This is a genomic window from Pseudomonas sp. MWU16-30317 (assembly GCF_020515695.1).
In the GTDB taxonomy this organism is placed as follows: domain Bacteria; phylum Pseudomonadota; class Gammaproteobacteria; order Pseudomonadales; family Pseudomonadaceae; genus Aquipseudomonas.
In genome coordinates this window covers 179,185-193,196 of record NZ_JAIWJA010000009.1, presented here as the reverse complement: position 1 = coordinate 193,196, position 14,012 = coordinate 179,185, and the positions used below count along the sequence as shown (strand labels likewise).

At 59.4% G+C, this 14,012-nt stretch carries 16 protein-coding genes; 4 read left to right on the top strand and 12 right to left on the bottom strand.

Features of this window, described 5'->3' with window-relative positions; genetic code table 11:
* Positions 1–41: 41 nt before the first annotated feature.
* A complete protein-coding gene (gene rpsT, locus LIX93_RS23200; protein WP_226506402.1) occupies positions 42–317 on the top strand; it encodes a 30S ribosomal protein S20 in 276 nt (91 codons plus the stop codon).
* Between the two features lie 75 nt (positions 318–392).
* Here the strand turns inward: rpsT and LIX93_RS23195 are convergent, their stop codons facing one another.
* From LIX93_RS23195 to rplU, 7 genes are all read right to left on the bottom strand, one after another.
* Entirely contained in the window at positions 393–2,108 is a 1,716-nt protein-coding gene (locus LIX93_RS23195) for a thiamine pyrophosphate-binding protein (protein ID WP_226506401.1), read from the bottom strand.
* The gene (locus LIX93_RS23190) at positions 2,105–2,485 is read right to left on the bottom strand and encodes a carboxymuconolactone decarboxylase family protein (protein WP_226506400.1); all 381 of its coding nucleotides are present in this window, start codon (positions 2,483–2,485) and stop codon (positions 2,105–2,107) included. The genes LIX93_RS23195 and LIX93_RS23190 overlap by 4 nt, the downstream gene beginning before the upstream one ends.
* Positions 2,486–2,698: 213 nt before the next feature.
* A complete protein-coding gene (locus tag LIX93_RS23185) occupies positions 2,699–3,163 on the bottom strand; it encodes a CreA family protein (RefSeq protein ID WP_226506399.1) in 465 nt (154 codons plus the stop codon).
* Positions 3,164–3,176: 13 nt separating this feature from the next.
* Positions 3,177–4,295, bottom strand: coding sequence for a glutamate 5-kinase (proB, locus tag LIX93_RS23180; protein ID WP_226506481.1), 1,119 nt, complete (start codon positions 4,293–4,295; stop codon positions 3,177–3,179).
* Between the two features lie 209 nt (positions 4,296–4,504).
* On the bottom strand, positions 4,505–5,731 hold the full coding sequence (gene cgtA / locus LIX93_RS23175; RefSeq protein WP_226506398.1) for an Obg family GTPase CgtA: 1,227 nt from the start codon (positions 5,729–5,731) through the stop codon (positions 4,505–4,507).
* Between the two features lie 193 nt (positions 5,732–5,924).
* On the bottom strand, positions 5,925–6,182 hold the full coding sequence (gene rpmA, locus LIX93_RS23170) for a 50S ribosomal protein L27 (protein WP_226506397.1): 258 nt from the start codon (positions 6,180–6,182) through the stop codon (positions 5,925–5,927).
* 36 nt (positions 6,183–6,218) lie between these two features.
* On the bottom strand, positions 6,219–6,533 hold the full coding sequence (gene rplU / locus LIX93_RS23165) for a 50S ribosomal protein L21 (RefSeq protein ID WP_003176051.1): 315 nt from the start codon (positions 6,531–6,533) through the stop codon (positions 6,219–6,221).
* A gap of 240 nt (positions 6,534–6,773) precedes the next feature.
* On the opposite strand from rplU, the gene LIX93_RS23160 reads away from it, so the two are divergent.
* From LIX93_RS23160 to LIX93_RS23150, 3 genes are all read left to right on the top strand, one after another.
* The gene (locus LIX93_RS23160) at positions 6,774–7,742 is read left to right on the top strand and encodes a polyprenyl synthetase family protein (RefSeq protein WP_226506396.1); all 969 of its coding nucleotides are present in this window, start codon (positions 6,774–6,776) and stop codon (positions 7,740–7,742) included.
* A 161-nt stretch (positions 7,743–7,903) separates the two neighbouring features.
* A complete protein-coding gene (locus LIX93_RS23155; RefSeq protein WP_226506395.1) occupies positions 7,904–8,245 on the top strand; it encodes a zinc ribbon domain-containing protein YjdM in 342 nt (113 codons plus the stop codon).
* 115 nt (positions 8,246–8,360) lie between these two features.
* Positions 8,361–8,627, top strand: coding sequence for a hypothetical protein (locus LIX93_RS23150; protein ID WP_226506394.1), 267 nt, complete (start codon positions 8,361–8,363; stop codon positions 8,625–8,627).
* 189 nt (positions 8,628–8,816) lie between these two features.
* Here the strand turns inward: LIX93_RS23150 and LIX93_RS23145 are convergent, their stop codons facing one another.
* The 5 genes from LIX93_RS23145 to LIX93_RS23125 form a co-directional block, all read right to left on the bottom strand.
* On the bottom strand, positions 8,817–9,434 hold the full coding sequence (locus LIX93_RS23145; protein WP_226506393.1) for an FKBP-type peptidyl-prolyl cis-trans isomerase: 618 nt from the start codon (positions 9,432–9,434) through the stop codon (positions 8,817–8,819).
* Between the two features lie 141 nt (positions 9,435–9,575).
* A complete protein-coding gene (locus LIX93_RS23140; RefSeq protein ID WP_226506392.1) occupies positions 9,576–9,887 on the bottom strand; it encodes a DUF6482 family protein in 312 nt (103 codons plus the stop codon).
* Between the two features lie 32 nt (positions 9,888–9,919).
* Positions 9,920–10,408, bottom strand: coding sequence for a TIGR00645 family protein (locus LIX93_RS23135; RefSeq protein WP_226506391.1), 489 nt, complete (start codon positions 10,406–10,408; stop codon positions 9,920–9,922).
* Between the two features lie 196 nt (positions 10,409–10,604).
* Positions 10,605–10,931, bottom strand: a complete 327-nt coding sequence (locus LIX93_RS23130) for a hypothetical protein (protein WP_226506390.1) — start codon at positions 10,929–10,931, stop codon at positions 10,605–10,607.
* A 384-nt stretch (positions 10,932–11,315) separates the two neighbouring features.
* Complete coding sequence (locus LIX93_RS23125; RefSeq protein ID WP_226506389.1) at positions 11,316–13,757, bottom strand: ATP-binding protein; 2,442 nt, start codon at positions 13,755–13,757, stop codon at positions 11,316–11,318.
* Positions 13,758–14,012: the final 255 nt, after the last annotated feature.

Sequence of the window (14,012 nt, the reverse complement as noted above, 5' to 3'; positions counted from 1 at the left end):
TTTGTTCGCTATATTTACCAAGTCTTTCGAGGAGCTCGACGGTGGCCAACTCACCTTCTGCCAAAAAACGTGCAAAACAGGCTGAGAAGCGTCGCAGCCACAACGCCAGCCTGCGTTCCATGGTTCGCACCTACATCAAGAATGTAGTCAAAGCCATCGACACAAAAGACGCCGAAAAAGCACAAGCTGCTTACGTTCTGGCTGTGCCTGTCATCGACCGTATGGCCGACAAGGGCATCATCCACAAGAACAAGGCTGCTCGCCACAAGAGCCGCCTGAACGGCCACATCAAAGCACTGAGCCAGGCTGCTGCCTGATTAGTCGTTTGATGTACAAAAAGCCGACCCCAGGGTCGGCTTTTTTGTGCGCGCGAGTAGCGCGACACTGACGTCTTACTCAAAATGCAGCGACTCCCCACGCCCCACCGCATCGAATCGATCAGTGGGGGCGGGAGAGTTCTCGCAGAGCACGTCGATCACGATGGCCTTCTTTGCGCTAAACGCCAGGGCCAGTGCAGGCAACAGCCCGGATGCCTCAGTGACAGTCACCCCCTCCACACCCAAAGCCCGAGCGAAGCCCGCCCAATCGTGCCGGGGCAACTCATGAAGTTTACCCATCGCCGGACTGATCCGCTCAGCACGAAGCTTAGGATTGCCCAAGGCAGCATTGTTCATGACAATACAAATCAATGGGATGCCGTATCGGGCCGCCGTCTGCACTTCAATACCGTGCATCAACATGCAGCCATCACCGGTCACGACCACACAAGGCTTATCTGGCCGAGCCAGGAGCGCGCCAATAGCGGCAGGAACTGCCCAACCCATCGCCCCCATATACTTGATCGATGAATACCACCCTCCCGGATTGCAACTACAAAAATAATGGCCAACGAAAAACGCATGGGCGCCGCTATCGGAAAACACCATGCCGTTGCTCGGCATAACCTGTTGTAAAGCAGTCACTATTCGTACGGGATGAATCAGTACCTGATCCTGGTCTTCAGGCATTATCGGCTTATAGCGAGGGGTAACATTCGTCAGGTCCGACCACCACACTCTTCGCTGGGACGCACTTTTTAAACATGCCGAGCATTCATCCTCACCCACCGAATTTAAAGTCGCGAGAAAAGTGCGTGCATCGCCGAGCACTGCCAGATCAATAGAAAAATTATTGAACACCGCGCTGACATTTATATCGTTGACTATTAACGCCGCTACTGGCTGAAACTCCTTTACCCAGTGCAAAGTACTGAGCATGTTCAGCCGAGAGCCGATGACTATCAGGACATCCAGCGCCTGCGTACCCAGCGCTCTAATAGCGGGGTCATTGCCATACCAACCAAAAACACCCATGCTCAAAGGATGATTCTCAGGAAATATACCCTTGGCCGCCAACGTAGTTGCGACCGGGATACTGAAGCGTTCGGCGAAACGAAGCAGCTCGCCATCCGCAGCCGATTGAACGCAACCCGAGCCCGCCAGAATCGCAATCCTGGGACTGCTTCCTACCTGACTCCAGAATGAGCGACACGCCTCAACATCGATGAATCGCGGACAGTACAACGCCCCAGGCAAGGTCTTCCACTGACCAGCAACATCCGACACCTGCACATCCATCGGCACTGACAGACGCACAGGCCCCCGAGAATCAGGACTTAGCATCCTGCGAAACAGATAAGCCAACTGGCGATAAATCTGCGCGGATACCGCCTCCCGCTGAGCGACCAATAGCGGCGAGAGGATCGCCGAAGCATCGATACCCGCGCTACTGGAATCCTGAAGCCCGCCGCAGCCTTGCACTTCGGTGCCGGTTTCGCCCGTGATCAAGAATACCGCCGATCGATCGGTGCGAGCCGTCGCCATTGCCGTAACGGTATTGGTGACGCCGGGCCCACCAATCGTCAGGCAGACACCAAACCGCCCGCTGGCGCGACTGTAGCCGTCGGCCATGTATGCAGCACCCGCCTCATGCGCAGCGACTATCGTCACCAGTTTGTGGCTTTCGCTTAGGCGCTCAAGGAAGCAATCGATGGACTGCCCAGGCACACAGAAAATATGGGACGCCCCTTCTTGACTCATGACATCGAGCACCGCTGCCGCGACGATCATGGCCGCGCCTCACTGGCCGAACGGATAATCTCCAAGGCGTTGTATGTGCGCGGAATACCCAGATACAGGGACAGTAGCAGCACGCACTCGAGAATATCCTCAAGGGGCAATTGCCGCTGAGAAGAGGTATATACATGCTGCCTTAGCGCGCGCTCGGCGTCTCCCTGCGATATCAGGCTGGAGAGCACAACCAACTCTTTTTCTCGAGCAGATAAACCAGCACGCTGCCAAATCTCACCCAAACCGAATTCGACCACCATGTTCATATAATCAGGAAAGAACTCGGTTAATCGCTGCAGCTCGGCAACGTCTTCGGGGTGATATTTATTTTTCAGCTCATCCATGCCAAGGGATTTTTTTTCATGATCGCCGGACACAACAGGCCTCCACTGGTTATTTAAGCGGCACCTTATTATTGATCCAGGTGCACAGTTCAAAACCAGCCTAGCAGGCGATCCAAAAAAACAACCTATCCCACTTATACTTAATGGCGATAACAACCACAACTTCAAAGCCCTGCATTAATTCATACAGGGCAAACTTGAATTTAAACTTTCAGCTGATTAGTTAGCTGCGTTTGATACACGGACTTATTGCTGATGGGGCCACGGCATGATCGGAATCGCCGTCACCGCATTCTGCGGACTGCCCTCGATCACCTTGTCGCTGTACACCAGGTACACCAGCGTATTGCGCTTCTGGTCATAGAAACGCACCACTTGCATGGTCTTGAATACCAGTGAGGTGCGCTCCTTGAACACTTCTTCGCCATCCTTGAGATCGGCCGGCAGCTGGATAGGCCCGACCTGACGGCAGGCAATCGACGCCTCGGCGCGATCCTCCGCCAGACCTAGCCCACCTTTGACGCCACCCGTCTTGGCGCGCGACAGGTAACAGGTCACCCCTGGCACTTTGGGATCATCGAAGGCCTCGACGACGATCCGGTCATTGGGCCCGACAAACTTGAACACCGTCGACACCTGCCCGATTTCCTCGGCCGACGCCAGCAGTGGCAACGCCAATAGCGCGCCCAGTACTCCATGAATCAATCGCATGACGGCTTTCCCCTCAGACAAGAATCAGATTGTCGCGATGCAGCAACTCCGGCTCGGCCATATAGCCCAGCACGCCTTCAATGGCGTCCGACGGCAGACCGATGATTTTCTGCGCCTCAAGCGCGCTGTAGTTCGTCAGGCCGCGGGCGATTTCACGACCGTCCGCCGCCACGCACACCACCATCTCGCCACGGCGGAAACTACCCTGTACGGTCTTGACCCCGACGGCCAGCAGGCTCTTGTGATCCTGACTCAATGCCTTGACCGCGCCATCATCGAGCACCAGCGTGCCACGAGTCTGCAGATGCCCTGCCAGCCACTGCTTGCGTGCCGCCAGCATCTCCCGCTCGGGCGACAGCAGCGTGCCGAGGCGCTCACCCGCCTTGAGGCGATCCAGAACACGTTCCAGGCGACCACCGACGATGATGGTGTGCGCCCCGGAACGGGCCGCCAGACGCGCTGCGCGCAATTTGGTCTGCATACCGCCACGACCGAGCGCACCGCCGGTGCCACCGGCGACCGCATCCAGGGCCGGATCATCGGCGCGGGCCTCGTAGATCAACTGGGCATCGGGATTGTTGCGCGGATCGGCGTCGAACATGCCATCGCGATCGGTGAGGATCACCAGCAGGTCAGCCTCCACCAGATTGGCGACCAGCGCCGCGAGGGTGTCGTTGTCGCCAAAGCGGATCTCGTCGGTGACCACGGTGTCGTTTTCGTTGATCACCGGCACCACGCCCAACTCCACCAGCGCCCGCAAGGTGCTACGGGCATTGAGGTAGCGCTTGCGGTCGGAGAGGTCGTCGTGGGTCAGCAGGATCTGCGCGGTATGGCGACCGTGCTCGGCGAAGCTCGACTCCCAGGCCTGCACCAGCCCCATCTGGCCGATGGCGGCGGCGGCTTGCAGCTCGTGCATGGCGCTCGGTCGTACAGTCCAGCCGAGCCGACTCATGCCTGCAGCGACCGCCCCCGAGGAAACCAGCACCAACTCGACACCCGCCTCACGCAGGGCCACCATCTGCTCGACCCAGACGCTCATCGCCGCGCGATCCAGGCCCTTGCCGTCTGCCGTCAGCAGAGCGCTGCCGATCTTCACGACCCAGCGTTGCGCACCCGTCACCTTGCTCCGCATCATCTTCCAACCTTTACCCGGTAGAAATCGTAGAAACCAAAACGCCGCTCGAGTGAGCGGCGTTGTAGTTTACTACGGGTCTGGGTGACTGCGGTGCGTCAGTTAGACGACGCCAGCAGTACCGATGCCTTCGTGGGCAAGCCTTGCCCCCATAGGCGGGAGCAAAGCTTGCTCGCGAAGAGGCCATCAGCCACCCCACAACATCAAAATCAGTCGCGCACGTAGATGATTTCCGGACCGTCTTCGGCGTCTTCTTCATCCCAATCGTCGCTATCGTCTTCGCCGAAGTCGTGCACGCTCTTGACGCCACTGCGGCGCAGCGCACGCTTGTCGTCCAGCGCTTGCAACTGCGCACGGGCTTCGTCTTCGATCTGCTGATCCAGGTCAGCCAATTCAGCAGCGTACGCCGGGTCATTGGCGAGGCGGTCAGCACGATCCTCGAGGAAGCGCATGATGTCCTGGCTGAGCTTCTCGGTGCCCTGCTTGGAAATCGCCGAAATCACGTAGACCGGACCTTCCCACTCCAGGCGATCGACGATCTCCTTGATGCGCTCCTCATGCTCCTCTTCGAGCAACTGGTCAGCCTTGTTCAGCACCAGCCAACGCTCGCGATCAGCCAATGCCGGGCTGAATTTCTGCAACTCGTTGACGATCACTTCAGCCGCGTCAGCTGCACTGGTGTCATCCAGCGGCGCCATGTCGACGAGGTGCAGCAGGATGCGCGTACGGGCCAAGTGCTTGAGGAAACGAATCCCCAGGCCCGCACCATCGGAAGCGCCTTCGATCAAGCCTGGAATGTCGGCTACGACGAAGCTCTTCCAGCGGTCGACACTGACCACGCCCAGGTTCGGCACCAGGGTAGTGAACGGATAATCGGCCACTTTCGGCTTGGCGGCGGACACCGAACGAATGAAGGTACTCTTACCGGCGTTCGGCAAGCCCAGCAGGCCCACGTCGGCCAGCACTTTCATCTCCAGCTTGAGGTCACGCTGCTCACCCGGCTTGCCTGGTGATGTCTGGCGCGGCGCCCGGTTGGTACTGGACTTGAAGCGGGTGTTGCCCAGCCCGTGCCAGCCACCCTGCACCACCATCAAACGCTGACCGGCCTTGACCAGGTCGCCGATGACTTCCTGGGTGCCAGCATCGATCACCGTGGTGCCGACCGGCACGCGCAGCAGCAGATCATCACCTTTTTTACCGGTGCAGTCAGTGCTGCCGCCGTTGGAGCCACGCTCCGCGTCGAAGTGACGGGTATAGCGATAGTCGACCAGGGTGTTGAGGTTTTCGTCAGCCACCAGGTAGATCGAACCGCCATCACCGCCATCACCGCCGTTCGGGCCGCCGTTCTCGATGAACTTTTCCCGACGGAAGCTCATGCAACCGTTACCACCATCACCCGCCTTGACGCGGATGGACACTTCATCAACAAACTTCATAGACACGCCCCTCGCCACATGGGCGAGCTGAAAAACTTAAAGACATAAGGCTCTTGCAAAGATGAGCGCGGCGGCCCCCGTCAACGACCGTAGAATCCAGCGCCGGCAGCCCATACAAACAGCTTTGCAAGAGACTCACCCCACAAACGAAAAAGCCCCGTCGCGAGACAGGGCTTCTCCAGCGTCAACGCGATCAGGCCGCGACAACACTCACGTAACGACGACCGAAGGCGCCTTTTACTTCGAACTTGATCACGCCGCCGATTTTAGCGAACAGGGTGTGATCTTTACCCATGCCAACGCCGTAACCGGCGTGGAACTGGGTACCGCGCTGACGCACGATGATGTTGCCTGGGATGATAGCCTGGCCGCCATACATCTTCACGCCAAGGCGTTTGGCTTCTGAGTCGCGACCGTTACGGGTACTACCACCAGCTTTTTTGTGTGCCATGAGTTCAATACTCCAGTAGAGGGTGTCGAGGCTGAATTAAGCCTGGATACCGGTGATTTTGATCTCGGTGTACCACTGGCGGTGGCCCATACGCTTCATGTGGTGCTTACGACGACGGAACTTGATGATGCGGACTTTATCGTGACGACCTTGGGAGATCACTTCAGCCACAACGGTAGCGCCAGCAACGACTGGAGCACCGATATTCACGTCGTCGCCGTTGGCAACCAACAGAACGCGATCAAAAGTTACGGATTCGCCAGTGGCGATTTCCAGTTTTTCGATCTTCAGGTATTCACCTGGGGCGACTTTGTACTGCTTGCCGCCAGTAACGATTACTGCATAAGACATGGTATTTCTCCGATAATCCTGCTCACCCAGCTCTTTATAAGTAGAGTGTCGGCTGGCATGGCTGCACGGGGCTGGAACGGCCCAAATGCAATTGCGTAAGGCAGGTGATGCCCAGGAAGTTCAGGGTGCGCGATTGTACGTAAGCTTTGCCTGCGGCGCAAGAGGTCGAAAGTGTCGCCTTGACAGGCTCCCGCCCCCGACCTAGCATGCCGCGCAACCCTTCTGGAGCGCCTTTCGCTGATGCAACCCCAAGCTTTCTACCGCGCGGTGGCGGATGATTTTATCGCCGTTGACGAAATCATCAAGAAGCAGCTGACGTCGCGCGTGCCGCTGGTGTCGAAAATCGGCGATTACATCACCTCGGCCGGGGGCAAACGCCTGCGCCCGCTGCTGGTGTTGCTGTGCGGCAAGGCGCTTGGCCATCAAGGCCCGGACCTGAATCTGCTGGCGGCCACCATCGAGTTCCTGCACACCGCCACACTGCTGCACGACGATGTGGTCGACATGTCCGGCATGCGCCGCGGCCGTTCGACCGCCAACGCCATGTGGGGCAACGCGCCAAGCGTACTGGTGGGCGACTTCCTTTATTCGCGCTCGTTCGAAATGATGGTCGAGCTAGGCTCGATGCCGGTCATGCGCATCCTGTCCAAGGCCACGCGCATCATCGCCGAAGGCGAAGTGCTGCAGCTGTCCAAGGTGCGTGACGCCAGCACCACGGAAGAGATTTACATGGAGGTCATCCGCGGCAAGACGGCGATGCTATTCGAGGCCTCGACCCACAGCGCCGCTGCCCTGGCCGATGCCAGCGAAGTCCAGCGTGAAGCCCTGCGTACCTTTGGCGATCATCTGGGCGTGGCCTTCCAGCTGGTCGACGACCTGCTCGATTACCGCGGCGATGCCGAGACCCTGGGCAAGAACGTGGGCGACGACCTGGCCGAGGGCAAGCCGACCTTGCCGCTGATCTACACCATGCGTGAAGGCACTGCCGAACAGGCAGCGCTGGTACGTCGGGCGATCCAGAAAGGCGGCATCGAGGACCTCGAAAGCATTCGCGAAGCCGTCGAAACCTCAGGGGCGCTGGATTACACCGCGCAACTGGCCCGTGATTACGTGGCACGCGCCATCGCCTGCCTCGACGCCCTGCCCGCCAGCGAGTACCGCGACGCTCTGGTCGAGCTCAGCGAGTTCGCGGTCGCACGCACGCACTAAAGGCCCCGGTCTTTTCCCTGTGGGAGCGAGTTCTGCTCGTGAAGCCGTTAAAAGCTTCGCGAGCAGAGCTCGCTCCCACAGTGCTATATGCCGTCCTGCAGCCACAGCAAAAACCCTATACAATGCGCGCCTTTATTTGCGCCGCCTTGTCGAGGATACCTGTGAGCACTTTGCCACCCTGCCCTAACTGCAATTCCGAATACACCTACGAAGACGGTGCCCAGCTGATCTGCCCCGAATGCGCCCACGAATGGTCTGCCCAAGGTGAGAGCGAAGCGGCCGGTAGCGACGAGGTGAAAAAGGATTCGGTAGGCAACGTGCTGCAGGACGGCGACACCGTCACGGTCATCAAGGACCTCAAGGTCAAAGGCTCTTCCCTGGTGGTCAAGGTTGGCACCAAGGTCAAGAACATCCGCCTGTGCGATGGCGATCACGACATCGATTGCAAGATCGATGGCATCGGGGCCATGAAGCTCAAGTCCGAATTCGTACGCAAGGTGTGATCCCATCCGTCAGGCGGTAATGATCTGAAGCAAGAAATCTGCAAATGCGACTTGCCATTATTTGAATAAGAATTATTCTCATTGGGTGCTTCAGGAAGTTCCCACGGAGAAAGACATGACTTATTTGATCGACGCCTGGCTGGATCGCCCACACCCCTATTTGCGCATTCTTCATCGCGAAACCGGTGAAGTGTGTGCGGTGCTGGAAGAGGAAGCCTTGGACGAACTGCGTGATCAGGGTGATCTGGACCTGACCGGGCTGAATTCAAGCGAACCGGTAGTCCTCAAGGAGCTGGTGCGCAACCTGTTCCTCTTCTGCTATGCGCGGGCCTTGCGCCCGATTGGCGCAGGGTTCCCGGCCAAGGCACAGCATTATTTCTGAAGCGAAAGGCTGTGAGAGCTTGCTCGCGAACAGGCCATCAGCATGACCCTGGCATTGTTGTCAGGGCTGCCGACGCCTTCGCGGGCAAGCCTTGTTCCCACAGGGGCGCGTCGCCGGTTCGGCTAACATTGTGGGAGCAAGGAAGCGCGTTCGGCGGCGCAGAGGCCAGCCGAACTGGCCAGGTTCTACTTACAGAACGTCCAGCAGCTCTACATCGAACACCAGCACGCTGTGCGGCGGAATGCTGCCGACGCCTTGGGCGCCGTAAGCCAGCTCGCTCGGCACGTACAGGCGCCATTTGCTGCCTGCGTTCATCAGTTGCAGGGCTTCGGTCCAACCTGCGATCACACCACTGACCGGGAATTCAGCCGGCTGGCCGCGATCGTAAGAGCTGTCGAACACGGTGCCGTCGATCAGGGTGCCGTGGTAGTGGGTGCGCACGCTGTCGTCACGGCTTGGCTTGGCGCCCTCACCGGCGGTCAGCACTTCGAACTGCAGGCCCGAGGCGAGAGTGGTGATGCCATCGCGCTTGGCGTTTTCAGCCAGGAACGCCAGGCCTTCACCTGCGGCGGCTTCGGCCTTGACGGCAGCCTCGGCCTGCATGATTTCGCGGATCACCTTGAAGCTGGCGGACAGGTCTTCCTGGCTGACACGGCTCGGCAGCGCGTTGAAGGCGTCGGTCAGACCGGCCAGGATGGCGTCCAGGGCAACACCCGGTGGCGGGTTGTCGCGCAGCTGGTCACCCAGCTGACGGCCGATGCCGTAGCTGACACGGGTTTCGTCGGTCGACAGGTTTACTTCGGACATGTCTTCGCTCCGCAGAAGGGTCGCAATTGGCTGGTCAGCAGCCGCTGCGCCCTTGATCAAAAGGGCGAGCAGACTAGCACAGAGCGCCACCAGGATTCAGCACCAGCGCCTGTAACCCGCCTGCCTACTCACTCGGGCGTTTCAGCGATACAGCGCCGAACGCAAAGAGATAGGCACCTTCAACGGCTCGTCGGCGCGACTGCCCAGTCCGCACATCTCATCATGAGCACTGGCGTGCACCAGATGAAAGGGCACCACTGGCACGCTCTCCAAAAACGTCCGCGCATGCTCCACCGAGCGGAGCCGTATTGCCCTGCCCTTGGCGTCGTTGAGGGGATGGGCGCGCCCACCATGGCGCACCTCCAGCAAATAGATACCGCCTTCGATGGAGATGAGGTTCAACTCATCAACATGGCCAGCGTGGACGTGCTCAGTCAATTCCTGCAGATTCATCCCGCCCCCTCGTCACCCGATAAATGACTGGATCAATGCTTGGTCAGCTTGTCCAGGTAGCCCATGGCGAACGCCGACACCACAAACGTCATATGGATGATCACGTACCACTTCAAATGTTCCACTTCGAGGTTGGCGGCGTCCATGAACACCCGCAACAGATGAATCGACGAAATGGCCACGATCGACGCTGCAACCTTGGCTTTCAGCGAGGTCGAGTCCATCTTGCCGAGCCAACTGAGCTTCTCGGCGTCGTCATCGATATCGAGTTGCGAGACGAAGTTCTCATAGCCGCTGATCATCACCATCACCAGCAGGCCGCCGACCAGTGCCATGTCGATCAACGACAACAGCAGCAGAATCAGGTCAGCCTCGGAGGTTTCCAGCAACAGCGGCATGACATGAATGATTTCCTGGAAAAACTTGACCGCCAGCGCCAGCAGGCCCAGCGACAGCCCCAGATAGATCGGCGCCAGCAACCAGCGCGAGGCGTACATGGTTTTTTCGACAAAACGTTCCATTGCAACTCACAGAGCGATTGAAAATGGCCCCGATTATAACGATGGATGTTTCAAACAGGTGCGACCTGTAGTCACAGCCGCAATACTGCAGCCAACACGCCATCAGCCCAAGATACGTGGGCCGGCGCGATCGCCGCAGCTCTGGGCGAGGCAGTATCAAACTGTCACCAATTGTTTCCCGCCCCTCAAGGCATCGCTAGCCCAGCGACAGGCCGCCCGTGTGGCCGCCACACACCTTGCGCCATTGCGCTTGCAGGTGCAGCGACCAGATCGGCGGCGCCTGTTCCTCAACGCAATAACCATGCAGCGTCAGGCTGTCGACGATAGCTGTCAGTACCGACTCGGCAGCTTGCGGACCGTTAAAGGGGCCCTGGGATTTCAGTGCAGTGGGTTGCTCGCCGGTCATGCCAGCGGCAAACAGCAAGGTCCACAAACCGTTTTCGCCCGTCAGCGGGCGGATACTGCATTCAATGCGGGTCACCAGACCCAGGCATTGGCGAGTGAGGCAGAGGTTGCGCGGCATGGCGTCGTTCCTCGGGAGGGCCTGCTTTCAACCTTCAACGCGTTCGCGGCAAAGGTCGGTTCGCTCCGACGACCAGTGGAGATCTCCTTGCAGAATAGAGGAGAATTTCGAGGATGGCCAATGCATGGCATCGGCGGGCGCCGAATGGTCGGGCAGCGAAAGACTGACGCTTGAAATGCTCAAGCCTCGCCTCTCAGGAAGACTCTATGGATTTGCTCCAGAAGACTGGCCCCTTCGCGGGCAAGCTTCGCTCCCTCAGAGTGGACTGGTCCTGAATCGTACACCTGTGGGAGTGAAGCTTGCTCGCGAAGAGGCCGTCAAGGCCGGCGCAAATCGCCGGCCATTCGCGGGTGCAGCTGACGTCTTCGCCAACAAGCATTGCTTCTACAGCGTTGGTTTGACCTCCACCAACGCCTCCACAGCGGCTTCCTTTTCGGCCTCCTTGAGGTCCTCCTCGCTGATCATCTCGGCAATCGCCCGCAGGCGCTCCACTACCCTGGCATTGACGCTGCCTTCCGGGAATTCCCCCTCGGCGTTCGGCTCACCGGCAGGCTCGCCCACCAGCAGGCTCAGGGCTTCATCGGCCTGGCGCACCGCATATACATGGAATTGGCCTGCACGTACGGCCTGCAACACCCGCTCGTCAAGCATCAACGTGGCGACGTTGGCCTGGGGAATGATCGCCCCTTGCTCGCCGGTCAGGCCGCGGGCTTCGCAAAGGCGGAAGAAGCCTTCGATTTTCTCGTTGACCCCACCCACCGCCTGCACTTCACCGAACTGATTGATCGAGCCGGTGATGGCGAAGCACTGCTTGAGCGGCGTCTTCGACAGCGCCGAAATCAGTGTGCACGCCTCGCCCAGCGACGCACTGTCGCCGTCCACGTAACCGTAAGACTGTTCAAGCGCGATACTGGCCGAAATCGCCAGCGGAAACTCCTGGGCATACCGACTGCCCAGATACCCGGTGAGGATCATCACCCCCTTGGAATGGATCGGCTGCCCCAGGTTGACCTCGCGCTCGATATCGACGATGCCGCTGCCGCCGGGGTACACCGTCGCCGAGATCCGCGCCGGCACGCCAAACGCCGAGTCACCGACTTCAAGCACAGTCAGGCCATTGCACTTGCCCACCGCCGCGCCCGCGGTGTCGATCAGAATGATCCCCGCCAGCATGTCATCGAGAATGCGCGCCGATACCCGCCCGGTGCGTGTGGCCTTGGCCTTGAGCGCGCGCTCGATATGGCCGGCGTCGGTCATTTCGTCGTTGGCCAGATGGCGAATGAAATCCGCTTCGCTGACCAATTGGAACAGATCGCCGATACGCGCCGACAAACGCCCCTGGTGCTCGGCCAGGCGTGCACTGTAGGTGGCCAGGCGCGCCACCGCATCAGCCGTCAGCGGCGCCATGCCCTCTTCCGAAGTACGGGTCTTGAGCAACTGCGCGAACTGCTCGAGGCTGTCGTCGTGCATGGCGATGTCTTCATCGAAATCCACCAGCACCCGGAACATCTCCTGGAAGTCCGAATCGTGATCCTGCAGCGCGTAGTACAGCTGGCGCGAACCGATGATGATCACCTTCACCTGCAACGGAATGTGCTGCGGCGTCAGGGTCACGGTGGCGAGGCGACCGTACTCGCCCAGTGGCGATTCCATCTTCAGCTTGCGCGATTGCAGGGCGCGCTTGAGCGCATCCCACACGAACGGCTCGCCAAGCATTTTCTCGGCTTCCAGAATCAGGAAACCGCCATTGGCGCGGTGCAGTGCGCCGGGGCGCAGCTGCCGATAGGTGGTATAGAGCGCGCCCTGGTCGGTGCTGTACTCGATACGGCCGAACAGGTTGTCGTAGGTCGGGTGCGGCTCGAACACCACTGGCGCGCCGCCGCTGAAGTGATGGCCGACCACCAGGCTGGGGCTGTACTGCTCTTCGAGCAGCTTGCGCGCCTGGGCGTCGATCTTGCTGTCGTCGACCAGCTGCTCGACCACAGTCTTGAGCAGGTATACCTGCATGGCCTGCAGATACGCACAGACCCCGGCGTTTTCGGCGTACTTTTCCGACAACGGCGAGAGCAATGGCTGCAGCGCCAGGGTGATGGTTTCTTCGTTTAGCTCGCGCAACTGATTGCCCGACTCGCGCTTCCATTGCGGCAGGCTGGCCAGCTCCTCGTTGAGACGCTCTTCGAGGTCGGAGATGTCCTTATGGAAACGGTCGCGATCGGCCTCGGGCAGTTGCGCGAATTCGGCCTCGTCCAAGGCCTTGCCGTCGAGCATCGGCGTGAACGCGATGTTGCTGCTGTCGCGATACAGGGCGACGTCTTTTTCCAGCGACAAGCGTTCAATAACGTCCAACGCCCGGTCGTAACGCTGATTGAAGGCGCGATCGATGGCGCTCTTGCGCTGCTGGAACGACGGGTGCTCGAACACTGCGGGGAACGTCGATACCAGGTTATCGATCAGCACGCCGATGTCGGCGATGAAATCCGCCGCAGTGCCGGGTGGCAACTCCAGGGCGCGAGGCTCGCGGGGCTCGTCGAAATGGTTGACGTACACCCAGTCCGATGGGGTTTGCAGGCGCTTGCCCTCGGCCTTGAGGTAGCGTTTGACGAACGAGAAACGGCCGGTGCCCGGCTCCCCCATGACGAATACGTTGTAACCAGGGCGCGGCATGGCCACCCCGAATTGCAGGGCTTCGACAGCGCGCTCCTGCCCCAGTACACCGCGAAAAGGCTCCAGATCATTGGTGGTAGAGAAGCTGAACTGTTCAGCGGAGAACGGGCGCGTCAGCGCCTCGGGCGCAAGACGCAGGCTGGCAGCTACAGGATCAGGCATCGGGCTTCCTTACTTCGGCGGGGCAGATGACGGCATTCTGGCGCCGCTCGGCAACGGCTGGCAAGGCACATCGCACAGTTTTGAAACATATCCGCGTCAAGGTAGAGATTGGCTTTAACCCGAAAAATTCTAGCAATAATTTGCAATTAAACGCGGAACCTGAAGATCGTGCCTAAACTCCAACCTTCGCGGCTGGATCGATAACCAGCCCTGGGCCTGCAGCTGTACTGGCCAACCGACCTTGATCAACACACA

Bases quoted from the DNA above. Each gene is read 5' to 3' on its own strand.
- LIX93_RS23195 (WP_226506401.1), bottom strand. From the start codon at position 2,108: ATGATCGTCGCGGCAGCGGTGCTCGATGTCATGAGTCAAGAAGGGGCG.
- LIX93_RS23185 (WP_226506399.1), bottom strand. From the start codon at position 3,163: ATGCGATTGATTCATGGAGTACTGGGCGCGCTATTGGCGTTGCCACTG.
- proB (WP_226506481.1), bottom strand. From the start codon at position 4,295: ATGCGGAGCAAGGTGACGGGTGCGCAACGCTGGGTCGTGAAGATCGGC.
- cgtA (WP_226506398.1), bottom strand. From the start codon at position 5,731: ATGAAGTTTGTTGATGAAGTGTCCATCCGCGTCAAGGCGGGTGATGGT.
- rpmA (WP_226506397.1), bottom strand. From the start codon at position 6,182: ATGGCACACAAAAAAGCTGGTGGTAGTACCCGTAACGGTCGCGACTCA.
- rplU (WP_003176051.1), bottom strand. From the start codon at position 6,533: ATGTCTTATGCAGTAATCGTTACTGGCGGCAAGCAGTACAAAGTCGCC.
- LIX93_RS23160 (WP_226506396.1), top strand. From the start codon at position 6,774: ATGCAACCCCAAGCTTTCTACCGCGCGGTGGCGGATGATTTTATCGCC.
- LIX93_RS23150 (WP_226506394.1), top strand. From the start codon at position 8,361: ATGACTTATTTGATCGACGCCTGGCTGGATCGCCCACACCCCTATTTG.
- LIX93_RS23145 (WP_226506393.1), bottom strand. From the start codon at position 9,434: ATGTCCGAAGTAAACCTGTCGACCGACGAAACCCGTGTCAGCTACGGC.
- LIX93_RS23140 (WP_226506392.1), bottom strand. From the start codon at position 9,887: ATGAATCTGCAGGAATTGACTGAGCACGTCCACGCTGGCCATGTTGAT.
- LIX93_RS23135 (WP_226506391.1), bottom strand. From the start codon at position 10,408: ATGGAACGTTTTGTCGAAAAAACCATGTACGCCTCGCGCTGGTTGCTG.
- LIX93_RS23130 (WP_226506390.1), bottom strand. From the start codon at position 10,931: ATGCCGCGCAACCTCTGCCTCACTCGCCAATGCCTGGGTCTGGTGACC.
- LIX93_RS23125 (WP_226506389.1), bottom strand. From the start codon at position 13,757: ATGCCTGATCCTGTAGCTGCCAGCCTGCGTCTTGCGCCCGAGGCGCTG.